This window comes from Sphingomonas bacterium, assembly GCF_028289855.1.
Taxonomy (GTDB): domain Bacteria; phylum Pseudomonadota; class Alphaproteobacteria; order Sphingomonadales; family Sphingomonadaceae; genus Sphingomonas.
On the sequence record NZ_JAQGKZ010000132.1, the window covers coordinates 1 to 25,151 of the forward strand.

The 25,151-nt window shown below is 66.1% G+C and carries 27 protein-coding genes; 11 read left to right on the forward strand and 16 right to left on the reverse strand.

The genetic code is table 11. The features are described 5' to 3' along the window. The coding region (locus JWM94_RS15110) for a class I adenylate-forming enzyme family protein (RefSeq protein ID WP_299428937.1) at window positions 1–1,442 on the reverse strand (1,442 nt) is incomplete at its 3' end. Between the two features lie 107 nt (window positions 1,443–1,549). Between JWM94_RS15110 and lgt the strand changes: the two genes are divergently transcribed. The 6 genes from lgt (at window position 1,550) to JWM94_RS15140 (ending at window position 6,482) form a co-directional block, all read left to right on the forward strand. Beyond that, complete coding sequence (gene lgt / locus JWM94_RS15115; protein WP_299428939.1) at window positions 1,550–2,389, forward strand: prolipoprotein diacylglyceryl transferase; 840 nt, start codon at window positions 1,550–1,552, stop codon at window positions 2,387–2,389. A gap of 46 nt (window positions 2,390–2,435) precedes the next feature. Then, entirely contained in the window at window positions 2,436–3,437 is a 1,002-nt protein-coding gene (locus JWM94_RS15120) for an SAM-dependent methyltransferase (RefSeq protein WP_299428941.1), read from the forward strand. Further along, window positions 3,434–3,943 carry a GNAT family N-acetyltransferase gene (locus JWM94_RS15125; protein ID WP_299428893.1) on the forward strand — a complete coding sequence of 170 codons (510 nt, stop codon included), beginning with the start codon at window positions 3,434–3,436 and terminating at the stop codon, window positions 3,941–3,943. Before JWM94_RS15120 ends, JWM94_RS15125 begins: the two co-directional genes overlap by 4 nt. Then, window positions 3,940–4,710, forward strand: a complete 771-nt coding sequence (gene pgeF / locus JWM94_RS15130; protein ID WP_299428895.1) for a peptidoglycan editing factor PgeF — start codon at window positions 3,940–3,942, stop codon at window positions 4,708–4,710. The genes JWM94_RS15125 and pgeF overlap by 4 nt, the downstream gene beginning before the upstream one ends. A gap of 53 nt (window positions 4,711–4,763) precedes the next feature. Then, the gene (locus tag JWM94_RS15135; protein ID WP_299428897.1) at window positions 4,764–6,095 is read left to right on the forward strand and encodes a cystathionine gamma-synthase family protein; all 1,332 of its coding nucleotides are present in this window, start codon (window positions 4,764–4,766) and stop codon (window positions 6,093–6,095) included. A 147-nt stretch (window positions 6,096–6,242) separates the two neighbouring features. Further along, window positions 6,243–6,482 carry a hypothetical protein gene (locus JWM94_RS15140; protein WP_299428899.1) on the forward strand — a complete coding sequence of 80 codons (240 nt, stop codon included), beginning with the start codon at window positions 6,243–6,245 and terminating at the stop codon, window positions 6,480–6,482. Window positions 6,483–6,510: 28 nt separating this feature from the next. Here JWM94_RS15140 and murA read toward each other — a convergent pair whose 3' ends face one another. Continuing rightward, the gene (murA, locus tag JWM94_RS15145; protein WP_299428901.1) at window positions 6,511–7,794 is read right to left on the reverse strand and encodes a UDP-N-acetylglucosamine 1-carboxyvinyltransferase; all 1,284 of its coding nucleotides are present in this window, start codon (window positions 7,792–7,794) and stop codon (window positions 6,511–6,513) included. Window positions 7,795–7,934: 140 nt separating this feature from the next. On the opposite strand from murA, the gene JWM94_RS15150 reads away from it, so the two are divergent. Next, window positions 7,935–8,669, forward strand: a complete 735-nt coding sequence (locus JWM94_RS15150; protein WP_299428903.1) for a Crp/Fnr family transcriptional regulator — start codon at window positions 7,935–7,937, stop codon at window positions 8,667–8,669. Window positions 8,670–8,704: 35 nt separating this feature from the next. On the opposite strand, the gene JWM94_RS15155 is transcribed toward JWM94_RS15150, so the two are convergent. Next, entirely contained in the window at window positions 8,705–11,566 is a 2,862-nt protein-coding gene (locus tag JWM94_RS15155; protein WP_299428905.1) for a pitrilysin family protein, read from the reverse strand. 77 nt (window positions 11,567–11,643) lie between these two features. Between JWM94_RS15155 and JWM94_RS15160 the strand changes: the two genes are divergently transcribed. Continuing rightward, window positions 11,644–12,384, forward strand: a complete 741-nt coding sequence (locus JWM94_RS15160) for a class I SAM-dependent methyltransferase (RefSeq protein ID WP_299428907.1) — start codon at window positions 11,644–11,646, stop codon at window positions 12,382–12,384. Here JWM94_RS15160 and JWM94_RS15165 read toward each other — a convergent pair. The 12 genes from JWM94_RS15165 to JWM94_RS15220 all read right to left on the reverse strand — a co-directional run bounded on the left by JWM94_RS15165 (window position 12,377) and on the right by JWM94_RS15220 (window position 20,437). After that, window positions 12,377–13,165: a GNAT family N-acetyltransferase gene (locus JWM94_RS15165; RefSeq protein WP_299428909.1), complete on the reverse strand. Its 789-nt coding sequence runs from the start codon at window positions 13,163–13,165 to the stop codon at window positions 12,377–12,379. The genes JWM94_RS15160 and JWM94_RS15165 overlap by 8 nt on opposite strands. Then, window positions 13,158–13,352: a hypothetical protein gene (locus tag JWM94_RS15170; protein ID WP_299428911.1), complete on the reverse strand. Its 195-nt coding sequence runs from the start codon at window positions 13,350–13,352 to the stop codon at window positions 13,158–13,160. The genes JWM94_RS15165 and JWM94_RS15170 overlap by 8 nt, the downstream gene beginning before the upstream one ends. Then, window positions 13,349–14,491 (reverse strand): tRNA guanosine(34) transglycosylase Tgt, encoded by a 1,143-nt coding sequence (gene tgt, locus JWM94_RS15175; protein ID WP_299428913.1) that lies wholly within the window; start codon window positions 14,489–14,491, stop codon window positions 13,349–13,351. The genes JWM94_RS15170 and tgt overlap by 4 nt, the downstream gene beginning before the upstream one ends. Window positions 14,492–14,537: 46 nt before the next feature. After that, window positions 14,538–15,248 (reverse strand): tetratricopeptide repeat protein, encoded by a 711-nt coding sequence (locus JWM94_RS15180; protein WP_299428915.1) that lies wholly within the window; start codon window positions 15,246–15,248, stop codon window positions 14,538–14,540. Between the two features lie 36 nt (window positions 15,249–15,284). Then, window positions 15,285–15,920, reverse strand: coding sequence for an HAD hydrolase-like protein (locus JWM94_RS15185; RefSeq protein ID WP_299428917.1), 636 nt, complete (start codon window positions 15,918–15,920; stop codon window positions 15,285–15,287). Then, on the reverse strand, window positions 15,917–16,423 hold the full coding sequence (locus JWM94_RS15190) for an EF-hand domain-containing protein (protein ID WP_299428919.1): 507 nt from the start codon (window positions 16,421–16,423) through the stop codon (window positions 15,917–15,919). Before JWM94_RS15190 ends, JWM94_RS15185 begins: the two co-directional genes overlap by 4 nt. Window positions 16,424–16,425: 2 nt before the next feature. After that, window positions 16,426–17,460, reverse strand: coding sequence for a tRNA preQ1(34) S-adenosylmethionine ribosyltransferase-isomerase QueA (gene queA, locus JWM94_RS15195; RefSeq protein WP_299428921.1), 1,035 nt, complete (start codon window positions 17,458–17,460; stop codon window positions 16,426–16,428). Window positions 17,461–17,558: 98 nt separating this feature from the next. After that, complete coding sequence (locus JWM94_RS15200) at window positions 17,559–18,317, reverse strand: peptidylprolyl isomerase (protein WP_299428923.1); 759 nt, start codon at window positions 18,315–18,317, stop codon at window positions 17,559–17,561. A gap of 125 nt (window positions 18,318–18,442) precedes the next feature. Continuing rightward, on the reverse strand, window positions 18,443–18,940 hold the full coding sequence (gene coaD / locus JWM94_RS15205) for a pantetheine-phosphate adenylyltransferase (RefSeq protein ID WP_299428943.1): 498 nt from the start codon (window positions 18,938–18,940) through the stop codon (window positions 18,443–18,445). Window positions 18,941–18,963: 23 nt separating this feature from the next. Then, window positions 18,964–19,860, reverse strand: coding sequence for a polyprenyl synthetase family protein (locus tag JWM94_RS15210; protein WP_299428925.1), 897 nt, complete (start codon window positions 19,858–19,860; stop codon window positions 18,964–18,966). A gap of 11 nt (window positions 19,861–19,871) precedes the next feature. Then, entirely contained in the window at window positions 19,872–20,117 is a 246-nt protein-coding gene (locus JWM94_RS15215) for an exodeoxyribonuclease VII small subunit (protein ID WP_299428945.1), read from the reverse strand. A 62-nt stretch (window positions 20,118–20,179) separates the two neighbouring features. After that, window positions 20,180–20,437: a GlsB/YeaQ/YmgE family stress response membrane protein gene (locus tag JWM94_RS15220; protein WP_299428927.1), complete on the reverse strand. Its 258-nt coding sequence runs from the start codon at window positions 20,435–20,437 to the stop codon at window positions 20,180–20,182. A 128-nt stretch (window positions 20,438–20,565) separates the two neighbouring features. Here JWM94_RS15220 and JWM94_RS15225 point away from each other — a divergent pair, with 128 nt between their 5' ends. Both JWM94_RS15225 and JWM94_RS15230 read left to right on the forward strand, forming a co-directional pair. Next, on the forward strand, window positions 20,566–21,924 hold the full coding sequence (locus tag JWM94_RS15225; RefSeq protein ID WP_299428929.1) for an NAD-dependent succinate-semialdehyde dehydrogenase: 1,359 nt from the start codon (window positions 20,566–20,568) through the stop codon (window positions 21,922–21,924). Between the two features lie 180 nt (window positions 21,925–22,104). After that, window positions 22,105–22,674 carry an ATP-dependent Clp protease proteolytic subunit gene (locus JWM94_RS15230; RefSeq protein ID WP_299428931.1) on the forward strand — a complete coding sequence of 190 codons (570 nt, stop codon included), beginning with the start codon at window positions 22,105–22,107 and terminating at the stop codon, window positions 22,672–22,674. Between the two features lie 6 nt (window positions 22,675–22,680). Here JWM94_RS15230 and JWM94_RS15235 read toward each other — a convergent pair whose 3' ends face one another. Continuing rightward, the gene (locus JWM94_RS15235) at window positions 22,681–24,333 is read right to left on the reverse strand and encodes a hypothetical protein (protein ID WP_299428933.1); all 1,653 of its coding nucleotides are present in this window, start codon (window positions 24,331–24,333) and stop codon (window positions 22,681–22,683) included. A gap of 139 nt (window positions 24,334–24,472) precedes the next feature. Here JWM94_RS15235 and JWM94_RS15240 point away from each other — a divergent pair. Next, window positions 24,473–25,151, forward strand: a 679-nt coding sequence (locus JWM94_RS15240; RefSeq protein ID WP_299428935.1) for a succinate dehydrogenase iron-sulfur subunit, incomplete at its 3' end; no start/stop codon positions are given.

Genomic DNA, 25,151 nt, shown 5'->3' on the forward strand with positions numbered 1-25,151 from the left:
GCGACCAGGGGATGCTCGTAGATCGCCGCCTCGACTTCCTGACAGCTGATATTCTCGCCGCCGCGGATGATGATGTCCTTCTTGCGATCGACGATGAACAGGTACCCGTCGGGATCGAGATAGCCGATGTCGCCGGTCAGGAAGTAACCATCAGCGCTGAACGCCGCTGCGGTGGCATCGGGCCGGTGCCAATATTCGCGGAAGTTGCAGATCGATCGGATTGCGATCTCGCCGCGCTCACCTTGCGCGACCTTGCGCCCCGCATCGTCGAGGATCGCGAGATCGACCAGCGGTAGCGAGGCGCGGCCGGTCGAATTGGGTTTGGCGAGGTAATTGTCGCGCCAGTTGCCGCAACCGACGCCGTTGGTCTCGGTCAGGCCGTAGCCGATCAGCGGCGCACCGCCGCCCATCTCCTCGTTGATCCGCCGCACGTGATCGACCGGGCGCGGCGCGCCGCCCGCGGCGAAATCGGTGACGGTCGACAAATCGTATTTGGCGCGATCCGGATGCGTCAGGATTTCGAAGCTCATCAGCGGCACACCGACGAAATAGCTCACCCGCTCCGCCTCGATCAGGCGCATCGCCTCCGCCGCGTCCCATTTGGGCATCAGCACGAGTTTCCTGCCCATCGCGAACGACTGGAGCATCACCGGGACTTCGGCGGTGACGTGGAACAGCGGCACGTTGAGCAAGGTAGAGGGCTGGCCCTCGGGTGGCTTGCCGTCCTCGGTCGCGAGGCCGAGCATCACCAGCGCCTGCGCCAGATAGTTGAGCACCGCCTGGAGCACCGCGCGATGGTCGCTGAGCGCCCCCTTCGACTGGCCCGTCGAGCCGCTGGTGAACAGGACCGTCGCGAGATCGTCCGGCCCAAGCTCGGGCAGATCGGCGGCGGCGTCCGACGCGACCGGCGCAAGCGCCTCCGCCAACGGCTTTAGATCGTCGATTACCACGACCTTCGAGGTCAGCCCTGCCACCTCGGCCAGCCGCTTGCCGCGCGGCGGGTCGGCGAACACGATGCTGCATTCGACCTCGGTTAACGCGGCGGCGAATTCCTCCGACTGCCACCAGCCGTTCAAGAGAACCGCGACGCCGCCGGCGATCAGCGTGCCCATGTACAGCGCGATCCACGATGGCGAATTGCGCATCGCGATGCCGACGCGGTCGCCACGCGCCAGCCCACCGGCGACCAGTGCGTTCGCCACCCGCAACGCTTGGGCGTGAACCTTGCCGAAGGTCACGCGTTCGTCGCCCGACACCAGGAACGTGGCATCGGCATGCTCATCGCAATAATGCGCGAAGTAATGCGCGAGGCTGGGCGGCGCGGCAGCGATCGCGCGGTAGGTCCGGTCGCCGACCGTCACTTCGGTCAGCGCCATCGGCGCGCCGTCGCCGGTCAGCTTGCCGATCCCGTCGTCCATCCGCACATCGAGCACGCTCGGCATCGTCATTCTCTCCGCTTGGTCTTGTCGCCTGTCCCCCTTATGGAAGCGCCAAAGCCCGGGGAAAAGCCTTGATCCTGCACGCACTCACGTCGATCGATTTCAACGACCTGCATCTGTCGAAGGTGCTGCTGCATATCCATCTGTTCGGGCGCGATTTGTTCGACATCAAATGGTATTCGATCGCCTATATCGCCGGGATCGTCGTCGGGTGGATGTACCTGATGCGGATGCTCAGGGCGCCGGGCGCGCCGATGGCGAGCCGCCATGCCGAGGACCTGGTATTCTACGCGACGCTTGGGATCATCCTGGGCGGGCGGATCGGCTATGCTTTGTTCTACGCGCCGCAGTTGTTGATCTCGCTCGGCATCTTCAAGCTATGGGACGGCGGCATGTCGTTCCATGGCGGGGTGATCGGCACGACGATCGGCATCCTGCTGTTCGCGCGACGGCACAAGCTCGATTGGCTGCGCGTCCACGATTACGTCGCATGCTGCGCACCCTTCGGATTGTTCTTCGGTCGGATCGCGAACTTCGTGAACGGCGAATTGTGGGGCAAGCCAGCCGATCCGAACCTGCCCTGGGCGATCGTCTTCCACGGCACGCCCAACGACATCGCGCGCCATCCGAGCCAGCTCTACGAAGCGGGGCTCGAAGGCATATTGCTGTTCGCCATCCTGTGGTTTGCGTTCTGGCGCACCAAAGCGCGCTACGATCCGGGCAAGCTCGTCGGGCTGTTCATCCTGTTCTACGGGCTGTTCCGCTACGTGATCGAATTCTTTCGCGAGCCCGACAGCCAGTTCGTCGGCAAGTTCTTCGAAAATCCTGGCGTGCATATGGGCCAGTTGCTGTGCGTGCCGATGGTGCTGGGCGGCGCGTATCTCATCGCGACCGCCAAGGGCCGCCGCCAGCGCGTCACCCCGATCGCGGGCGACGAAGCGGTCTCGTGAGGTGAGCGACGGCTCGCTGCCCGAGCGGCTGGCGCGCGCGATCACGATGGCGGGGCCGATCCCGCTGTCGCAGTACATCGCCGCGGCCAATGCCGAATATTACGCGCACCGCGACCCTTTGGGGTCGGCGGGTGATTTCACCACCGCGCCCGAGATCAGCCAGATGTTCGGCGAGCTAATCGGGCTGTGGGCGGCGGATCTGTGGCAGCGCGCGGGCCGGCCGGAGGTCGTCTGGGTCGAACTCGGCCCCGGCCGCGGTACACTGACCGCCGATGCGTTGCGCGCGATGGCGCAAGTCGGCCTCACGCCGCCGGTCCATTTCGTCGAGACCAGCCCGGTATTGCGCGCGGCACAGAAGGCGGTGGTGCCCGACGCGCACTGGCACGACGACGTCGCGACCTTGCCCGACGACCGGCCCCTGATCGTCGTCGCCAACGAATTCTTCGACGCACTGCCGATCCGCCAACTGGTCCGCGCGGGCGATGCGTGGCGCGAGCGGATGGTGGCGTGCCAGGACCTGCTCTTCCTGCCGATCGCGGGGAAGGACCTGCCCGACAGCATCATCCCCGAGCATCTGCGCGGTGCTGCGCCCGGATCGGTGATCGAGACCTCGCCCGCCAGCGTCGGCATCGCGCGCGCGGTGGCGGGGCGGCTGGTGCGTCAGGGGGGCGCCGCGCTGGTGATCGACTACGGCTATGAAGGCCCGGCGGTCGGCGACACGCTGCAGGCCGTCAGCGGCCACCGCTTCGCCAACCCGTTCGAGGAACCCGGCAATCGCGACCTGACGGCGCACGTCGATTTCGCGACCTTGGCCGGCGCCGCCGGGGTCGAGGGGGTCCGCGTCGAAGGGCCGGTCGGCCAGGGCGCGTTCCTGACCGCGCTCGGCATCGAACCGCGCGCCGCGGCGCTGGCGCGGGCGACGCCCGATCGCGCCGAAGCGTTCGCCGCCGACCGCGCGCGGCTAGTCGAGGGTGACCAGATGGGCGACCTGTTCAAGGCGATGGCGTGGACATCGCCCGATTGGCCGACCCCGGCGGGGTTCCTATGATCGCTTATCGCGACGCTCTCCCCGCCGACGGCGCCGAACTCGCGCAAGTCGCCCGGAGGTGTTTCACCGAGACGTTCGGCAATCTGTATCGCCAGGAAGATCTCGCGGCGTTCCTCGACGCGGCGTTCGGCGCGACCGGCCTGCCATCGCCCCTGACCGACCCGGTCTATGCGGTGCGGCTGGCGACGAGCGACGGCGCGATCATCGGCTTCTGCAAGGTCGGCCCGGTCGCGTTTCCCGGCGATTGGCCGGCGGACGCGATCGAATTGCACCAGCTCTACATTCTCGGCCCGTGGCAAGGCGAGGGCGTCGCCCCGGTGCTGATCGACTGGGCGCTCGATGCCGCCCGCGCGCGCGGCGCGGGCGAGGTGATATTGTCGGTCTATGTCGATAACCATCGCGCCAAGCGATTCTACGAACGCTACGGCTTCATCGAAATCGGCCAATACACCTTCATGGTCGGCGACCAGCCCGACGACGACCGGCTGATGCGGCTCGCGCTATGACGGTCGAGGTGAACCGCGCCCGCGCGCTGGGCGACGTGCCGCACGGTTTTCTCGGGCGGCGCGGCGGCGTATCGACCGGGCTCTATGCCGGGCTCAACGTCGGTACCGGCTCAGACGACGATCCGGCGATCATTGCTCGAAACCGCGAGCTGGCGCGCGACGCGGTGCTGCCCGGCGCGGTCCTGTTCAACCCGTATCAGGTCCACTCAGCCGACTGCTTCACCGTCGCCCAGCCATGGGACGAGACGCTGCGCCCGCACGCCGACGCGGTGGTGACCGACCGGCCGGGAATCGCGCTCGGCATCCTCACCGCCGACTGTGCGCCGGTGCTGCTCGCCGATGCCGAGGCTGGCGTCGTCGGCGCGGCGCATGCCGGATGGAAAGGCGCGCTGGGCGGCGTGACCGACGCGACGTTGCTGGCGATGGAGGCACTGGGCGCCCGCCGCGACCGCATCCGCGCCGCGATCGGCCCGTGCATCGCGCGCGCCAGTTACGAAGTCGATGCGTCGTTCCAGCGCCGCTTCGAACAGGCAGATCCCGCCAGCGAACGCTTCTTCGCCTCCGCTCGCGATGGCCACGCCCAATTCGATCTCGAGGCATACGTCGCGCACCGCCTTGCCGCCGCCGGGGTCCGCACAGTCGAGGCTATGGGGCTGGACACTTATGCTGCGGAGGATCGTTTCTACAGCTTCCGCCGCGCCACGCATCGTGGCGAGCCGGGCTATGGCCGCCAGGTCAGCATCATCGGGATCGCCGACGCGATTTAGTTTCCCCTGAAACGACCTGCGGCTATGGCAACGGCTTCCCCAAGGAGTTTCCCATGCCCGACCAGCCCACCGAAACCGAAGCCGACCTGACAGGGGTCGAGGCGCCCAAAGCACCCAAGGGCCATGTCGCGTCGATCGGCGGGCGTAACCTGCGGCCATCGACGCTGATGATGGGGCACGGTTACGACCCGACGCTGTCCGAAGGGTCGCTCAAGCCGCCGATCTTCCTTACCTCGACCTTCGTCTTCCCCAACGCCGCCGCCGGCAAGCGCCATTTCGAGGGCGTGACGGGCAAGCGCCCGGGTGGGTCCGACGGGCTCGTCTATTCGCGCTTCAACGGGCCGAACCAGGAAATCCTCGAGGACCGGCTCGGCATCTGGGAAAATGCCGAGGACGCGCTCGCCTTCTCGTCTGGCATGTCGGCGATCGCAACCTTGTTCCTGGCGATGGTCAAGCCGGGCGACACGATCGTCCATTCGGGCCCGCTCTACGCCGCGACCGAAACGCTGATCGCGCGCATTCTCGGCAAGTTCGGGGTCAAGTGGGTCGATTTCCCCGCCGGTGCGACGCGCGACGAGATCGACGCCGCGATGAAGCAGGGCGCCGAGGCGGGCAACGTCGCGCTGATCTATCTCGAAAGCCCGGCCAACCCGACCAACGCGTTGGTCGATGTCGAAGCAGTCGCAGCATCGCGCGACGCGATCTTCGCCGACCGCGCCGACAAGCCGCCGATCGCGATCGACAACACCTTCCTCGGCCCCGTCTGGGCACAACCGCTCAAGCAAGGCGCCGATCTGGTCGTCTACAGCCTGACCAAATATGCCGGCGGGCATAGCGATCTGGTCGCGGGCGGCGTGCTCGGTACGAAGGCGCACATCAATACGATCCGCATGATGCGCAACACGATCGGCACGATCTGCGACCCGCACACGGCGTGGATGCTGCTCCGCAGCCTCGAAACGCTCGAACTGCGCATGACCCGCGCGGGCGAGAATGCGGTCAAGGTGTGCAACTTCCTCAACAACCACCCGAAGGTCGAAAAGGTCGGCTATCTCGGCTTCCTCGAAGCGCAAGGCGATGCGCGGCAGGCCGACATCTATCGCCGCCATTGCACCGGCGCGGGCAGCACCTTCTCGCTCTATCTCAAGGGCGGCGAGAAGGAGGCGTTCGCGTTCCTCGACACACTCAAGATCGCCAAGCTTGCCGTGTCGCTGGGCGGCACCGAAACGCTGGCCAGCGCGCCGGCGGCGATGACGCATCTGTCGGTGCCGGACGAACGCAAGCAGGCGCTGGGGATCACCGACAATCTGGTGCGCATCTCGATCGGGGTCGAGGACGCCGACGATTTGATCGCCGACTTCGCGGCGGCGCTCGACGCGATTTAGCACCTACCGCCGATTGATGGCGTGATTTGACGGTCGCAATTGGCGGCGAATCCCGAACGCCGGCCTCCTCCAGGTGTGTTACTCAACTGGCACACTCCATGCATAGCCTCCTTTGCCGGCCTTACCGGTCCAAAGGAGTTGAACGTTATGATCAAGCAAACGGGATATGTCGCGGTCGCGGCATTGTGCGCGATGTCCGCCGCAGCACCGGCAGCGGCCAATCCCGCAAAGGGTTACCGCGTCGTCTACGTCGCCGAGCGCGGTCACTATTGCGTCACGCCGCTACGCGCGAGCGAAGCCGAGCGGCTCGGTATCGCGTTGTACCGGAGCGAGTGCCATTCGATGAGCGCATGGACGTCGATGGGCTTCCAACTGTCGCGTGGCTGACCGGGCGACGGCTGAACCGGTTCGTGGTTCAGCCGTCCCCCACCCGCTCGATATCCGCGCCGACCGCCTGTAACTTCTCTTCCAGCCGCTCGTACCCGCGGTCGAGGTGATACACGCGGCTGACCTCGGTCTGGCCGTCGGCGACGAGCCCCGCGATGATCAGGCTCATCGACGCGCGCAGGTCGGTCGCCATCACCGGCGCGCCGACCAGATGGTCGACCCCGCGCACCACCGCGGTGCGGCCGCGCACCTGGATGTCGGCGCCCATCCGAGCGAGTTCGGGCACGTGCATGTAGCGGTTTTCGAAGATCGTCTCGGTCAGTACGCTGGCGCCATCCGCCTTGCACAGCATCGCCATGAATTGCGCCTGCATGTCGGTGGCGAAGCCCGGGAACGGCGCGGTCGAGAGCGTCAGCGGCTTCAACTTGCCGTCGGACGAAATGTGCAGCGACTGGCCCTTCTCCTCGACGCCGACCCCGGCATCGATCAGCGCCGCGACCGTCGCGCGCATGTCATCCATCTTGACTCCGACCAGCTCGACCTTGCCGCCGGCGATCCCCACCGCGCAGGCATAGCTGCCCGCCTCGATCCGGTCGGGCATCACGCGGTACGTCGCGCCGTGGAGCCGATCGACGCCCTCGATCTCCAGCGTTTCGGTCCCCACGCCCGACATCGACGCGCCCATCGCGAGCAGCAGATTGCACAGATCGACGATTTCGGGCTCTCGCGCGGCGTTTTCGATCACGGTGCCGCCCTTGGCCAATACCGCCGCCATCACCGCATTCTCGGTCGCGCCGACCGATACGATCGGGAAGGTCACGCGCCCGCCGGGCAAGCGTCCGCCCGGCGCCTTGGCGCGAACATAGCCGGCGGCGACTTCGATATCAGCGCCCATCGCTTCGAGCGCCTTCAGATGCAGGTCGATCGGGCGGTTGCCGATCGAGCATCCGCCCGGCAGCGACACCGTCGCCTCGCCCGCGCGCGCGACCAGCGGTCCGAGCACCAGGATCGACGCGCGCATCTTGCGGACGATATCGTACGGCGCTTCGGTCGAGGTCAGCTTGCCGGCGCGCATCGTCATCACGCGCCCAAAATCCTCGGGCCGCGATCCTTCGATCTGGGTCGAAGCGCCAAGCTGGTTGAGCAAATGCCCGAAACTGTCAACGTCGGCCAATCGCGGCAAATTACGCAGCGTCACCGGCTCTTCGGTCAGTAGCGCGCACGGCATCAGCGTCAGCGCCGAATTCTTCGCGCCCGAAATGGGCAATTTGCCGGTCAGGCGATTGCCGCCGCGGATGAGGATACGGTCCATGACCGAGCTTCTATCGACCCCACGCAACCGCGCAAGCGCCGGCGTATTGCAACGGGTTCGCAACGACCATTGATCGACTTTAATGCGCGCCCGCCCGCGCACTGCTTTGTGCAACCCAAGTGTACGGGGGAAAGCGTAGCGTGTCAGGGAGTTGCTTCGCCGAGCGTTTGGGCGATCTTGTATCGATCACCCCGGCGGAACATGATGCGCTGGCCCGGATCGAGGAGCGCGAGCGCCCGGTGCGGCGCGGCGCCACGATCCAGCGCGAGAACGACCGCGTCGGCGAGATGTTCGTCCTGCGCAAGGGCGTGATGATGTCGTCGATGCTGCTCGACGACGGCAGCCGCCAGATCCTGCGCTTCCTGTTCCCCGGCGATATGATGGGGCTGTCGAGCCTGGTCTATCGCGAAGCGCCAGAGACGATCGCCGCGCTGTCGGATTGCGTGGTGTGCCCGTTCGAACGCTCCGCATTGAGCGGTATCTTGACGGCGCATCCGCGGCTCGCGGCGTTGATGATGGTCTATAGCCAGATCGAGCGTGCGGCGCTGACCGACCGGCTGGCGGCGCTCGGCCGCACCTCGGCCAAGGCGCGAGTCGCTGCGGTACTGATCGACATGCGTAATCGGCTGCGGATGATGGACAAGTCGATCACCGACAGCTTCGTGCTCGGGCTGACGCAGGAAGAGATTGGCGACGCCACCGGGCTGACCGCGGTCCACGTCAACCGCATGCTGCGGCAGTTGGAGGACGAAGGGCTGATCGCGCGCGCGAACGGCCACATCGCCTTCATCAACGAACGCGCGCTGCTGCGCGAGGCGAACTATGTCGATCGCTACCAGGGGCTCGACCTGAGCTGGCTGCCGGCGCCGCTGTAACGACCGGGGCGGGGCTTACCACCGCCCCAGCATCGTCACTTCAATGTCGGGCTGTCGAGGTTGAGCTTGTCCGCCGCGATCACCTCGACGTTGGGATATTTCTTGCGCAGATCCTCGAGGAACAGCTTGGCATCGCCGACCACGATGATGCTCGCGCCGGTCGGGTCGAGTAGCCGCTGCGAAATGCGCTGCACCGCTGCGGCGTCCACGCCGTCTATCTTGGGGGTGAACGCCTTGAGTTCGCTCAACGGGACGTTCTCGATCACGTAATCGCCCAGGATGCTCGCGATGCCGCTCGTCGTCTCGGTATCGCGGCCGAAATCGCCGATCAGCACCGCCTTGCGCGACGCGAGCTCGCCCGCCGGCACTGGCGCAGACCCCATCCCGCGCATCGTGTCGACGATCAGCCCGACGACTTCGGTCGCCGACGGGTTCTTGGTTTGGGTATTGGCGGAAACATAACCCGGTTGGCGCCGCGCCGCGATCCCGCTGCCCGCGCCGTACGCCAGCCCGCGCTTGATGCGGATTTCCTGGTTGAGCCGCGACGAGAACCCCACGCCGAGCGTCGCGTTGGCGACCGCCGCGCCGTAGAAATCGGGGTCGCTGCGCGCGATGCCGGGACGCGCGATGACGACTCCGGCCTGCCCGGCATTGGGCATGTCGACGACTAATATGCGAGGTACATAGGCGGACTGCGGAGCCGCCGGCGGCGTTATCGGGAACGGCGGCCACGGCGGCGTATTCCATGTCGCGAAGGACTTTTCCACCAACCCCTTGGCTGCCGCTGGGGTGATGTCGCCGACCATGACCAAAGTCGTGTTCATCGGCCACCACGTGCTGCGATAAGCGTCCTGCACGTCGGCGCGGGTGATGGCTTTCAGCGAACCGGGCGTGCCCGCCAACGGGTGCCCGTACGGCCCCGCCCCCATTACCAACTTGGTCGCGACATAGCTGGCCAACCGCGCGGGATTCTTGAGCTGCACCTGCACCCCATCGATCGTCTGCGCGCGGTCGCGCTCGAGTTCGTCGGCGGCGAATGTCGGGTTGCGCGTCACATCGGCGAGCACCGCCAGCGCCGGGGCGATCTGGTCGGATTTGACTTGCAGCGACACCTCGGCCGAATCCCAGCCGGCGCCCGATCCGATCGACCCGCCAAGCTTTTCGACTTCGTTGGCGATCTGCGTTGCCGAACGCGTGCGCGTGCCCTTGGTCATCAGGTCGGCGGTCAGATTGTTGAGCCCCGCACGGTTCGCCGGGTCGGCAGCGCCACCACCATTGGCGACGATCGACGCGCTTACCAGCGGCAGATCGTGCTTTTCGACGACGATCAGCGTCATGCCGTTGGCGAGCTTCATCGTCACGGGCGCGGGGAGCGCGGCGACAACCGCTTTGCCTGGGTCGGGGACGGCAACGCGATCGGCATCGCTAGCAGGCTTGATCACAGCGACATCGCCGGGCGTCTTGAGCTCGGCGACCCGGACAGTGTCGGCGACCGCGATCTTGTCGCCCTTGGGCCCGCTTTTGGGCGCCATCTCGGCGGGCATGTAGCGGATCGCGGCCGAGCGGTTATCGGTCAAATATCGCCGTGCGACACGCTGGATGTCGGCGGAGGTCACGCGCTGGATCGCCGCGAGCTGCTTGTCCGCCGCCGCCGGATCGCCATCGATGATCACCGAACGCGCGATGGTCGATGCCTTGCCGTCGGCGGTCTCACGACTTTCGATCGTCGCGGTCAGCAACTGGTTCTTGGCACGCGCCAGTTCGGCCGGCGTGACTAGCCCGTCACGCACACGCGCGACTTCGGCGCGCAACGCGGCCTCACCGGCACTCACATCCTTGCCGTCGGCCATCGTCGCGACGACGACGAACGATCCGGTGCCTTGCTTGCTGTCGAGAAAGGTATTGGCCGACTGCGCGAGCTGATCGCGATAGACGAGGTCCTGGTACAGCCGCGACGAATCGCCGCGCGACAGGATCGCGTCGAGCAAGGTCAGCGCCGGGATATCGGCGTTATTATCGCTCGGCACCGGATAGCTGATCAGCACCGCGGGCAGCGGCGTGTTGGGCTCGTAGACGGTGTAGTTCGTCGCGACCGTCCGCTCGGGCTCGGTCACCGTCACGCGCGGGATTGGGCGGTCGGGACGCTTGATCCCCGCAAAGTAGGTATCGACCCACGCATCGAGCTGCGCCGGATCGAAATTCCCCGCGACGACCAGCACGGCATTGTCGGGACGATAATAGGTCGCGTGGAACGCGCGAACGTCGTCGATCGTCGCGGCTTCGAGGTTGTCGAGGCTGCCGATGCCGGGCCGCGCATAGGGATGCACGCGGTAGCTGATCTCCGGATAATAGATCGAATAGAGCTTGCCGTACGGCGTCGCGAGCGTGCGCAGGCGCAATTCCTCCTTCACCACGTCGCGCTCCGACGCGTAGCTCACCGGCTCAACCACCAGCGACGCCATGCGGTCGGCCTCTGCGAACAGCAGCCGCTGGAGGTGGTTGGCCGGGACGACCTCGTAATAATTGGTGTAATCGTCGTTGGTCGAGGCGTTGTTGTAGCCCCCGACATCCTCGGTCAGGCGGTCGAAATTCTCCGACTTCAGGTTGCGCGTCGCCTTGAACATCAGATGCTCGAACATGTGCGCGAAGCCGGACTTGCCCTTGGGATCATCCTTCGACCCGACATTGTACCAGACCTGCACCGACACGTTCGCGGTCTTGGTGTCGCGGATCGCGTAGACGCGCAGCCCATTGGGAAGCGCGCGCGTGGTGAAGGCGATCGGCTTGACCGTGGCGGCCTTCGCGGCGGCGCGGGGTGGCACCTTCCTGGGTGCGGCGTTGGCGGCGAGGGGGAGCAGGGCAACGCCCAACAGCAGGGCGGTACGAGTCAGGCGCATCGGTGTCTCCGGGAGGGAGTGAGGGCGGCGGTGTTGTGTCGTGCTAAGACGCAACGAGTCAATCGGGGAGGACTACGATGGACCACGAAACCTCGAACTGGATCCCGTCTAGGCGCATTCGTTTCGTTGTCCTGCTCGCGCTGGGGTTCGTGGCGCTGGCGATCATCGGTAGCCTGTGGTCGCTCTTCTCTCTGGTGTTGCTGATCCCCGCCGCCGGCGCAGGGTTCGCGGCGTTCGTTATGCTGCGCATCCGGCGACAGCTGTCGAGTGGGTGGCAGCAGCGCATCCATGACGCGGTTGCTGACCGGCTGGCGCTGATGCCCGATGCCAGCGCCACTATACTCGACATCGGTTGCGGCGACGCCAGCCTGATCGCGACGTTGCTCGCCAATACGCCCGGCCTAGCCGTGACCGGTGTCGATTTCTGGGGCGATGGCTGGGACTATACGCAATCGGCCTGTGAGGCGCGCCTGCCCGGCGCGACCTTCCGCCGCATGGATGCAGGCGCGCTCGATTTCCCCGATGCGCGCTTCGATTGCGTGACCTCGGTGATGTGTTTCCACGAGGTAGGCGAGCCGCTGACCGCGGTGAGCGAAGCGTTCCGCGTGCTAAAGCCCGGCGGGCGGTTCGTGCTGATCGACCGGTTTCGCGATGCGTCCGATTATGGTGACCCGGCCGCACTCGACACATTGCTCGCGGCCACCACCGATCTGCGCCGCGAGCAACTGGTGGCGACGCTCGGCGTGCCATGGCCGCTCAACAGCAAGCGCTCGCTCGGCCCGGTCGATATCCTGACCGGGCGAAAGCCGGTTACGTGACCTGCTTGACCCAGCACCGCGACAGCATCGCGGGGCGAAATCCCAGATTGTAATAGAGCGACTTGGCCTCTTCCTCCGCCACCGCGCCGAGGAACACGCCGGTGGACCCTTCCGCCCGCAGTGCCGCGTCGAAATGCGCGATCATCGTCGAGGCGATCCCGCGCCGCCGCGCCGAGGGCAAGGTAAACAAATCCTCGATCATCCCCATCCCGTTCGGCGCGGCGATCATCGCGCCGTACGCGACGGGTTCGCCATCGAGCAAGGCGAGGTGGAAACGGTAGACAGGCGCCTTGGCACGATAATTGGCGACCATGTCGTCGACAAACGCATCGTCGAGATCGAGCCCGCCGGTGCGCTTGCCTTCGGTCACGTCGGCGCGGACCAGCGCGGTCAGCGCGGCCCAGCCGGTGGCGTCGGCAATCTCCACCAGATCGACCGGCGCACCACCGGTCGGCCTGAGTTGATCGCAGGTCATCTGGACAACCACCGGGCGCTCCGCGAACCCGAGATAGGCCAGCCGCGCTAGGAAACGGTCCGGCGTGAAGCCGTCGGTATGGAGGACGCGCCAGCCGCTGTGCGCGAGGTGTTCCTCCATCGCCGCAAGCACCGCATCGATCTCGGCGTCGCTCTGCGCGGTCACATCATCGGCGTGGTTGGCGTCCCACAGATCGGGCTTGGCCGGATCGGCGACGATCCCGCAGTGCGGCAGCGCGATCACACGATGCCCCAGCCGGCGCTGCCAGCGATAGGCCTCGGCGATCAGGCGGTTCCGGTCACCCACGCTTCTTGTTGCGATTGGCGTAGAGCATCGCCGCCGCCACCGCGGCCGATCCCACGCCCGCGCCGATCGCGGCGATCCCCCATTTGCTCAGTCTGGCGGGTTCGGTAGTGCGCGCCGCGCCCTCTTCGCGCGCCTTGGCCTCGCGCGCGGCAGCCATGATTTCATTCTCTTCGGGTTCGTCGGTCACGCATCACTCTCCTTGGCCCCTGCGTAGCGCGCGCGGAATCGGTCGGCAAATACCTTGAGCTTGCCGCCCGTAATCGCGCCGCGCAGGTCGGCCATCAACGCCTGATAGAAATAAAGGTTATGCTCGGTCATCAGCATCGCGCCGAGGATTTCGCCCGAGCGAACCAGGTGGTGGAGATACGCGCGCTCCCAACTCGCGCAGACCGGGCAGCCGCACTGGGGATCGAGTGGTCCGCGGTCCTCGGCGAATTTGGCGTTGCGGATGTTGATCGGGCCGGTGCGCGTGAACGCCTGCCCGGTCCGCCCGCTACGCGTCGGCAGCACGCAGTCGAACATGTCGACCCCGCGCTCGACCGCGCCGACGATATCGTCGGGCTTGCCGACGCCCATCAGGTAACGCGGCTTGTCGGCCGGAAGCTGGCCCGGCGCGAAGTCGAGGCAGCCGAACATCGCCGCTTGCCCTTCGCCCACCGCGAGCCCGCCGATCGCATAGCCGTCGAAACCGATCTCGGTCAGCGCCGACGCGCTCTCCCCGCGAAGAGCCTCGTCGAGCGCCCCCTGCTGGATGCCGAACTGCGCAGCGTTGTCGGCATGCTCGCCGCCGCTCAGGAACGCTTCGCGGCTGCGCTTCGCCCAGCGCATCGACCGCGCCATTGCCGCCGACTGCACTTCCTTCGCCGAGGTGGTCGGCACCAATTCGTCGAACGCCATGACGATGTCCGACCCGAGCAGCCGCTGGATCTCCATCGATCGTTCGGGACTCATCAGGTGCCGCGTGCCGTCGAGATGGCTCTTGAACTCGACGCCATTCTCGTCGCGCTTGGTCAGCTCCGACAGGCTCATCACTTGATACCCGCCGCTGTCGGTCAGGATCGGCCGGCCCCACCCCATGAAGGCATGCAACCCGCCGAGCCGCGCGACGCGCTCGGCGGTCGGGCGGAGCATCAAATGATAGGTGTTGCCGAGGATGATGTCCGCACCGCTCGCGCGCACGTCGGCGGGCTTCATCGCCTTGACGGTGGCGGCGGTGCCGACCGGCATGAACGCCGGTGTGCGGATGACCCCGCGCCGCATCGCGATCTCGCCCGTGCGCGCGGCACCGTCGGTGGCGTGGATGGTGAAGTCGAAACGGGGAGGCATGGTGCGGGGCTCTAGCGGCAGTCGCCGCGCGGGTCACCTCCGCGCGTCAGGTGGTCAGCCCGGACCTGTCCGGCGCACCGTTCAGATTGTATTCCTTCGACAGCACGTTGGCGCGGCCCACCGCGCGCTTCATGCCATCCTCGCCCAGCTCACTACCGATCGCTTGCACTCGACGCTGCGCGCTATCGTCGCCGGCGGCCGCCGCGATGATGAAATAGGCCATTGCCTCGATTTTGTCGGGCGGGACGCCTTCCCCCGCGGCAAAAACGACGCCGATCTCGTTGAAGGCATGGACGTTATGAAGCTTTGCCGCCTGCCGGTAATAATCGAGCGACTTGGCGTAATCGCGCGTCACCCCGCGCCCGCCCGAATACATCACGCCCATGCTGACATAGGCGCTGCTGAAATCCTGGGCCGCCGATTTGCGAAACCAGCCCATCGCCGCCGTCGAATCGAGTGCCACGCCCTCGGCCGTGTCGAGCATCACGCCGTAGCGCCATTGCGCGTGGGGCTCGCCTTTTTCGGCCGCCTGGCGATAATAGCCGGCGGCCTTGGGCTTGTCCGCGGCGACCGCGCGGCCGACGTCGTAGAACCACCCCATCCAGTCGAGCCCTATCGCGTCGCCTGCATCGGCCGCCTTACGCACCTGCGCCAGCGCCTCGGTATCCTTGCCGGCCTTGAGCAATGCCTTCCAATCGTCGGCCGGCCCGGCCGCGGTCAGCAATGCCATGATCAGCAACGAAAATAGCAGACGCATCGCGAACCCCTTCGAGAGGGCGCCAAGCTACTGCGTTCAAGTGAGAAAAGCGACGATTTCTTGAGGCGCGGCAAACGCCACATCGGGCTTCATTGCGAGCAGCGTGTCCGGATTGGCATAGCCCCACAGCACGGCGCCCGCGACGAGCCCGACTTCGCGCGCAGCGTCGATGTCGCGGGTTTCGTCGCCGATCGCCAGGATGTCCGGCGCGGCGACACCGCTCGCCCGAATCGCGCGGCGGAATTTGCGCGCCTTGCCGAACAGGCCGGAGCCGCAGAAATACGCTTCGAACCGCGCCGCGTCCTCGCGCCCCAGCACTGCGCGGACATTGGCCTCCGCATTGGACGAGCACAGCATCATCCGCACGCCAGCGTCGGACATTGCCTTGAGCATCGTGCGGACGCCACCGAACAGCTGGATGTCGGCGGCGCTGCGCCCGAACCGCGCCTGGACGTGACGCGCGATCAGCGGGAGCTTCCAGCGCGGGATGCCGAGATGCTCGATCACCTCGCGCGTCGGGCGGCGGCGGAGCGCTTCGATTTCATCGGGATCGACGCGGCGGAAACGGAAGCGGTCGGCCAGTTCGTCGATGATCGACAATAGCCACTCGCCGCTATCGCTCAGCGTCCCGTCGAAATCGAAAATGACCAGCTTGTAGCGCGCTGCGGTCACGGCTTCGCTTTCTTTCGCCGCTCGAAATCGGGCGCGATGTTGGCGCGGATCGTCAGCAATTCGGCGCGGGTCAGGAATCCGTCCTTGTCCTTGTCGAGCCGCGCGAAGATCGAGTCGAACTTGGCATCGAGTTCGGCGAGCGTGATCTTGTTGTCGCCATCGGCATCGGTCTCGAACGGGCTCGGCAAAGCGGTGCGGTCGCCGAGCCATTTCTCGGCCCAGTCGGCAAACGCGATATAGCCGAGCGCGCCGGTCTTCCCCGTATCGATCGCGGCAAAACTGCGCGCGAGGCAGCGGTGCAGTTCGTCACGGCTGACCCGGCCGTCGCCGTCGGCATCGCACGCCGCGATCATCATCGCCACCGGCTCGACCACCAGGCTGGGCGCGACAGGTCCGACCGGCCCCGGGCCCTTGGTGCCGAGCGGGACCGGCACGCGGCCGAGGTCTTGGGCGGCGGCGGGCGCGGCAATCAGCGCAAAAGCAAGCAAGATGGCGGTGCGCATGGTCATTCCTTCGACGGCAGCAGCAACGACGCATCGCCATAGCTGTAGAAGCGATAGCCGGTTTCGATCGCCTGCGCGTAGGCTTTTTGCATGACGTCGAGCCCCATCAGTGCGCTGACGAGCATGAACAACGTCGAGCGCGGCAAGTGGAAGTTGGTCATCAGGCCGTCGATCCCGCGGATCCGCGTCCCCGGCGTGATGAAGATCGCGGTGTCACCTTCGAACGGCTGGACTCGGCCATTGGCGTCACACGCGCTTTCGATCAGCCGCAAGCTGGTCGTGCCGACCGCGATCACCCTGCCGCCCGCTTCGCGCGTGGCATTGATCCGCTCGGCTGCGGCGGCGTCGATCCGGCCCCATTCGGCGTGCATCTTGTGATCCACCGTGTCGTTGGCCTTGACCGGCAGGAAGGTGCCCGCGCCGACGTGCAGCGTCAGCGTCGTGTAGCCGATTCCCGCCTTGTTGAGCGCCGCCATCAACTCAGGCGTGAAATGAAGAGCAGCCGTCGGCGCTGCGACCGCGCCGGGCTGGTCGGCAAACATCGTCTGGTAATCGTCCGCATCGCGCGCATCGGTCGGTCGCTTCGAGGCGATATACGGCGGGAGCGGCATCCGCCCGCAGCGTTCGAGCAGCGTTTCGACCGGCTCATCCCCGGCAAAGTCGAGCGCGAAGCTGCCGTCCTCGCCGCGGTCCGACGCGATGGCACAAACGCCCGCACCGAAATCGATACTGTCGCCGTCGCGCAGCCGGCGTGCGTTGCGCACGAAGGCGCGCCAGCGGCGCGGCCCCTCGCGCTTGTGAAGCGTCGCGCCGATCGCCGCGTCGCCGCGCCGCCCCTCTAGCTGCGCCGGAATCACGCGCGTGTCGTTGAACACGAGCAAATCGCCCGCGCGTAGCTCGCCAGGAAGATCGCCGACCAGCCGGTCGCGCATCGCCTCACCGTCGACCACGAGCATCCGGGCCGCGTCGCGCGGGGACGCGGGACGCAGCGCGATGCGATCGGCGGGCAGGTCGAAGTCGAACAGATCGACGTTCATGATGATCGAATCCCACGCCCGTTCGTCCTGAGCCTGTCGAAGGGCGTGTCTCCCAAACGGGCTTCGACAGCCCCGGATCGAGTCCGGGGCCGAACGGGTTATTTGGTCTTCTTCGCGACCGGCTTCTTCGGCGCGGGCTTGGCCACCGGCTTTGGCGCAGGCCCCGGCGCGACGGCCGTCACAGCCGGCAGCACCACCGGCGGGGGCGGTGGCGGGGGCGTGTACGCTGGTGGATTGTCTGCGGCGATATAGGCATGAAGGATCGTCGACGGATTGGCCGGCGGCTCGCCGCGCTCGATGGTATCGACGAATTCCATGCCCGAGATCACGCGGCCGAAGTTGGTGTATTTCTTGTCGAGCGCGAGCTTGGGGTCGAGCACGATGAAGAACTGGCTGTTGGCGCTGTTCTCGGCCTTGGTCCTGGTCTCGGCATCGGCGTCGGGCGCGGAACCCTCGCGCGCGGCGCTGACCGCGCCGCGGACGTGCGGCATCCAGTTGAACTCGGCGGGCAGATCGGGAAGCGTCGACCCGCCGGTGCCGTCGCCCTTGGGATCGCCGGTCTGCGCCATAAAGCCTTCGATCACGCGGTGGAACTTGAGCCCGTCATAGAAATGCTGGCGAGTCAGGATCTTGATCCGCTCGACCATCTTGGGCGCGACATTGGGATAGAGCCGGATCACCACGCGACCGCCGGTCGACAGGTCGAGATAAAGCAGGTTTTCCTTGTCGGTCAGCGGCGGCGGCGCGAGCCGCTCAGCAACCGGATTTGCCGCGACCGGCTTCTTCTTGGCCGCCATCGCCGGGGTGCCGGTGACCGCGAGGCACATCGTCGCGATCAGGCCGAGAATGAAACGCATGGTGACTCCGGAAGAAACAGGGTTCGAATGGCCGCTTAAAGCAAATCATTCGGCGCGCCAATGCGAAGATAAGAAGGCGCTTTTGGGGCAAGCATTCGCTTGGCCGCGCGTGAGCGCGTCAAACACTAGCTTCCCTTGCGCCCCAGTTGCTCGACCCGCGCCGCCACTTCGTCGCGCACCCTGGGCGGCACGAATTTGCCGATGTCGCCGCCGTACATCGCGATCTCCTTGACCAGCTTGCTGGCGATCGGCTGGAGTGCGACGTCGGCCATCAGGAAGACGGTCTCGATACGGTCGTTCAGCGCGCGGTTCATGCCGGTCAATTGATACTCATATTCGAAATCGGTCACGCCACGCACGCCACGGATGATCATGCTCGCGCCCAGGCTCTGGGCGAAATCCACCAGCAGCGAATCGAAGCTGATGACGCTGACGCCGGCGATACCCGCGGTCTCGCGCTCAACCATCGCGATGCGTTCCTCGGTCGAAAACATCGGCGATTTGGACGCATTGGTGGTGACGCCGATGATCAGCCGATCGACCAAAGTCGCACCGCGCCGGATCACGTCCATATGCCCAAGGGTAATCGGGTCGAAGGTGCCGGGATAGACGCCCGTGCGAATGGTCATGCCGTATCCCCCATCATCTAGCGGTCCCGCTCCAGCACAAACCGTGCGACCGCGCGGAGCAGATCGGCTTCGGCGCCGAACCCGCGCAAGTGATCGACCGCCTGGTCGACCAGCATCGCCGCCTGTTCCCTGGCGCGGCCGGTGCCGAGCAACGAGACGAAGGTTTCCTTCCCCGCGCCCGCATCCTTGCGCAGTCTCTTCCCCGCCTTGTCCTCGTCGCCCTCGACGTCGAGCAGATCGTCGGCAATCTGAAACGCGAGGCCGATGTCGCGGGCATAGCCGCGCAGACCGGTGCGCGCGTCGGGCGCGGCGCGGCCGAGGATCGCCCCGGCCTCGACCGAACAAGCGATCAGCGCGCCGGTCTTCATCGCCTGAAGCCTGGTCACAGTGTTGAGGTCGAAGCGCGATTTCTCCGCCTCCAAGTCCATCATCTGCCCGCCCGCCATGCCGTTCGGCCCGGACGCGCGCGCCACTTCGAGCACCAGCTCGGACCGCACGAAGGGGTCGGGATGCGTCGCAAGATCGGCCAGCCATTCGAACGCCAACGCATGCAGGCAATCGCCCGCCAGCACAGCCGTCGCCTCGCCGAACACCTTGTGCACGGTGGGCTTGCCGCGGCGCAGGTCGTCGTCGTCCATTGCCGGCAGATCGTCGTGGATCAGCGAGTAGACATGGATCGCCTCGATCGCGGTCGCGGCGCGCGCGAGGCAGTCGCGGTCGACCCCGAACAGATTGCCGGTGGCGAACACGAGGAGCGGCCGCAGCCTTTTGCCGCCGCCGATCGCGGCGTGGCGCATCGCGCGATACAAATCGGCGCGCGGATCATCGGGAATGGCGAGGAGCGTGTCGAAGCGGCGGTCGATCTCCGCCCCGATTTCGGTCAGCGCGGCCTGGAGCGAGAGCGAAGCGACCATCGCCGCAGGCCTCATCCGCCGTCGAACGGCGCGACGCCCGCCGGACGGCCATCCGAGCCGAGCCGGATCGCCTCGATCCGCGCCTGCGCCGCGTCGAGCCGCGCGCTGCACTGCTGGCGCAACCGCGTGCCTTCCTCATAAAGCGTGATCGCGTCGCCCAGCTTCGCCTCGCCCGTTTCGAGCGTGTGGACGATCTCTTCGAGGCGCTTCAGCGCGTCCTCGAACGCCAATTCTTCAATCGGCCTATCGGTCGGCATATCCATGCCAGAGCTATGCGTCAGCGGACCGGCGGGAGCAACCCGCCGATCCGCCGCGTTGTTCAAGTCAAAATATGAAAGTGATTGTTGAGCAAGATGAGGACCATCGCGCCTAGAATTGATGCGATCCACCCTGCAGCATGAAGCGGTTGCTGGCGTTGCGACGGGCTGAGCATCTGCACGACAAAGCCTGCCAGGAACGACCCGGCGATACCTAGCAAGATGCTCCAGTACCAGTGCATCGGAACCGGCCCTGGAAAGAACCAGCGAGCCAAGCCGCCGACGATAAAGCCGACGACGATCATGCGGATGATACCCATTATTCCTCTCCCACGTTGTAGGTGCGGCAGACTTTGCACGCTTGTTCCGGTTGCACAATGATTGTTGCACTCGCCCGGATACGCGTAACGCGCTGACGCGTTGGGGTATCCGACGAAAAGGATCGCACATGTTCACCAGCATCAACCCCGCGACCGGCAAGCCCGGCCAGAGCCATGCCGAACTGACCGACGCGCAGGTCGAGGCACGGCTGGCCAAGGCGGCGGACGCGTTTCTCGACTGGCGCGAGAGCGAGCTCGACACGCGCACGGCGTTGCTCCGCCGCATCGCCGAAGCATTCGAGGAGGACAAGGAGCGGCTGGGGCGCATCGCCACCGATGAAATGGGCAAGACGCTCAAGTCCGCCATCGCCGAGGTCGAGAAATGCGCGTCGGCGTTCCGTTATTATGCGAAACACGGATCCCACTTGCTCGCGCCGAGCGAGGTCGAGACCCCCGCCGGTCACGTCGCCGCGCGGTGGCTGCCGATGGGCGCGGTACTCGCGGTCATGCCGTGGAATTTCCCCTATTGGCAGGTCATCCGCTTCGCCGCGCCGACGATCATGGCGGGCAATGTCGGGCTGTTGAAGCACGCGTCGTCGGTGCAGGGCTGCGCGGCGGCGATCGAGGAAACGATCCGCAAGGCCGGTGCGCCCGAAGGATTGTTCCAGAACTTGCCTCTCAAGTCCGACAAGATCGCCGACCTGATCGCCGACCGGCGCATCGTCGCGGTGACGCTGACCGGCAGCGAGGGCGCGGGCGCCAAGGTCGCCGAGGCGGCGGGGCGAGCGCTCAAGAAAGTCGTGCTCGAACTCGGCGGGTCGGATCCGTTCGTCGTGATGCCCAGCGCCGATATCGACCTGGCGGCCAAGACCGCGGTTACGGCGCGTGTCCAGAACACCGGGCAATCGTGCATCTGCGCCAAGCGGATGATCGTCCACGAAGCGGTCTATAACACCTTCATCGAAAAATTCGTCGCGGGGATGAAGGCAGTCAAGACCGGCGATCCGATGGATCCCGGCACCGACATGGGGCCGCTATCGTCGGAGGAGCAGCGCGATACCGTGCTCGGCCAGCTCGCCAAGTTCCGAGATGCGGGCGCGACGCTTCTGTTCGGCGCGGAAAAGCCCGATCTGCCCGGCGCCTATCTGACCCCCGGCGTGCTGGTCGATGTCGATCCGGAAGCCGATGTCGCGAAGGAGGAAATCTTCGGCCCCGTCGCGATGGTGTTCAAGGTCGCCGACATCGACGAAGCGATCGCACTCGCCAACGACGTGCCGTTCGGCCTCGGCTCGTCGGTTTGGACAACCGAAAAAGCCGAACAGGAGCGCTTCGCCCGCGACATCGCGGCCGGGATGACCGCGATCAACCGCATGCTCGCCTCGACCCCCGAAGCGCCGTTCGGCGGGGTCAAGCGCTCGGGCCATGGCCGCGAGCTCGGGCCGTGGGGGTTGCACGAATTCATGAACCTGAAGGCGGTGATCGGCTGAGCTTTCCAGCCTTTACGCCTCCCCGGCGAAGGCCGGGGCCCAGTATCGATGCGACGGTAACTAAAGCAACACTCACCAATAATCGGCTCACACCTGGGCCCCGGCCTTCGCCGGGGAGGCGTTTTTAAATGAATTGGAAGCTCCCTGGAACTTCATTGCCAACAGGCAGTTAGCCGCGCGATGACCGACAGCACCGCCCAGAAATATCCGCTTCTCGCCACCCCGCACGTCCGGCTGCACGGCACCGTCGACTATGCGATGTACAATAATTTCTGCGATCAGCTGTCGCGATGCCCGGCCGACGGCATGCTGGTCGTGACGCTGACCACGCTGGGCGGCGATCCCGAAGTGGCGCGCGCGATGGGCGACGACATCCGCCTGATCCGCGAATTCCAGGGCCGCGACATATTGTTCCTCGGCAAGGTCGCGGTCTATTCGGCGGGCGCGACCTTCATGTCGGCGTTCCCGGTCGAGCACCGCTTCCTGACCAAGCGCACGCGGATCATGGTGCACGAGCGCAAGCTGACCGACACGATCGCGCTCGACGGGCCGCTCAAGACGCTGCCCGCGACGCTCAAGGCCAAGCTCCACGAAATCGAGCATTCGATCCTGATCGAGGAGGAGGGTTTCCGCGACCTCGTTACCGGATCGAAGGTCGCGTTCGAGGACATGCGCGACCGCGCGCCGAGCAACTGGTATATCGAGGCCGAGGAAGCGCGCGACCTGGGGCTGGTGCTCGACGTGATCTGATCGCGGTCACTCGAACAGCGTCACCGCCGCTCTTTTCTCGGGCGAATCGTAGGCGCCGTAGAGGATGACTTCGACCAGCCGCCGCGCAAGGTCGCCCTTGCCCTGGCGCTTCAATTCCTCGGCGAGGTAGAGCCGCGGCGCCGGCGCGGCGGGCATTTCGCGGATCACCTTTGCCATTCCCGCCATTGCCGCATCGGGGACGGGCTCGCCCGCCTTGGTGTAGCTCTGGAACCAGGCGATCGGCGGCAACGGCGCCTCGTCGTCTATCGCGATCGCGCGCTCGATCGCAGCGCGCGCCAGGATCAGCCGGGCGGCGCGGTCGATCGGCGCGCCGGTCACGGCGCGGTCGGTCAGCGCGACGCCCTTCCACGCCAGCGCGCGGACATTGTCGGGCGACTTGGCAAGCACCCGCTCCGCGTCGGCCTGGCATTCCACGGCGTGACCTGCACGGCATTCGGCTTCGGTCAGCAGGAGCTGCGCCTCGGTATCGTAAGGCAGCTTGGCGACGGTATCGCGCAACTGCGCGATCCAGCCATCGCGGCGCAGCGCCGCTTGGGCGTCGCCCGCCTCTAGCCGCGAGCCGAGCTCAACCCGCGCCATGACCAGCGCCGCGGCGGCGGGCGACAAGGCGCTGATCAGCGGCTCCGCGTCGGCGGTCTGCGGCGCGGTCCGGGCGAACGCCTTGTCGCGATCGACATAGCTCGCGAGCTCGCGCTGCAGCGCGCCCATGTCGCCGAACGCCTTCGCCGCCTCGGCCATCGGCGTGCCCTGGTGGATCGCGGTCATGTATGCCTGGAATTGCCGCATGCGCTCGGGCTTGAGCGGCGACACCACGAAATAATGCGTGAGCAGCCAGGCGTGATATGGCGTCCAGCCGGTCTTGCCCGGCTCGGCATCGAGATACCGCCCGGCCAGCACCTTGCCGACGTCGAGGTTGCCATAGGCGCGGAACACTTGCGCGTAATTTTCCGGCGGCTGGGCGTAATCGATCGCCCCATTGTCGCGCACCCTCATCGTCGAGAACAGCACGCCGACCCCGTCGAGATACCAGCGCGGATAGGCCGCGGGGGCGTAGGTCAGGATGAAATGCCGCGCATAGGCCGCGTAGAGCCGCTGCTGCCACGTTTGCACCGCGGGCGTGTGGTAGGACTCGGTGCAGTCGGGCACGCCCTCGGCCATCTGGTCGTCGCAATCGAGATTATAGGCGCGGTTGGTGTTGAGATCGACGATCTGGCTCGACCGCGAGACGGCGATCACCGCGCCGTCCTCGCGCGGGTCGTAATAGGCCGCGTCAGTAAAGGCGGTAACGTACGGCCCCTCCCGCGAGCGCACATTGTCGAGCGCCATCGCGCGAAAATCGGCGCCCGAATCGACGAGCGTGACCTGCACCTTGACCGTCGTGTCGCTCTGGTCGCCGCGGCGATAGATGCGCGACATCAAATGATAGAGCCGTTCGAGACTCTTGGTTACCCGCGCGAGCTCGGCGTCGCTGCCCTGGCTGAACACGATGACATGGTCGGATTCGGCGCGCTTCCAGGTGATCTGCTTCTTGCTGCCGACCACGCCGTTGATGACGATGTCGGGACGGGTCTGCTGGGATATGGCGGGGACCGCCAGGCCGAGACACAGGAAAACGACGCACCAACGACCGACAGACATACGATACCTTTGAGAACGGATAGTTTGGCGTCGCCGGATTAGCCGCGGCGGGACGCAAGCGCCAGTGCCCGCAAGGGGTTGCACCACGCGGGCGAAAGGCATAGCCGCAGCGCAGCAATCCACCGGGGATACCATTTCGATGGCCGAATTCCGCCTGCCCAAGAACAGCCGTATCAAGAAGCAGGGCAAGGTTCACAAAGCAGCGGCGGGCGCGAAGAACGTCAAGGCGTTCAAAGTCTATCGCTACGATCCCGATGCCGGCGAGAACCCGCGCTACGACACGTTCGAGATCGACCTCGACACCTGCGGGCCGATGGTGCTCGACGCGCTGATCAAGATAAAGTCCGAGCAGGATTCGTCGCTCACTTTCCGCCGATCGTGCCGTGAGGGGATTTGCGGGTCGTGCTCGATGAACATGCAGGGCAAGAACGGCCTAGCGTGCACGACGGCGATCGAGGACTGCAAGGGCGAGATGACGATCACGCCGTTGCCGCATATGGAAGTCATCAAGGATCTGGTCCCCGATTTCACCCATTTCTACGCGCAATATTCGTCGATCAAGCCGTGGCTGCAGACCGTTACCCCGGCGCCCGCAGGCAAGGAGCGGCTGCAATCTCCCGCCGACCGCGAGAAGCTCGACGGGCTGTACGAATGCATCCTGTGCGCGTGCTGCTCGACCAGTTGCCCGAGTTATTGGTGGAACAGCGACAAGTTCCTCGGCCCCGCGATCCTGCTCCAGGCGTATCGCTGGCTCGCCGACAGCCGCGACGAAATGACCGGCGAGCGGCTCGACCAGCTCGAGGATCCGTTTCGCCTTT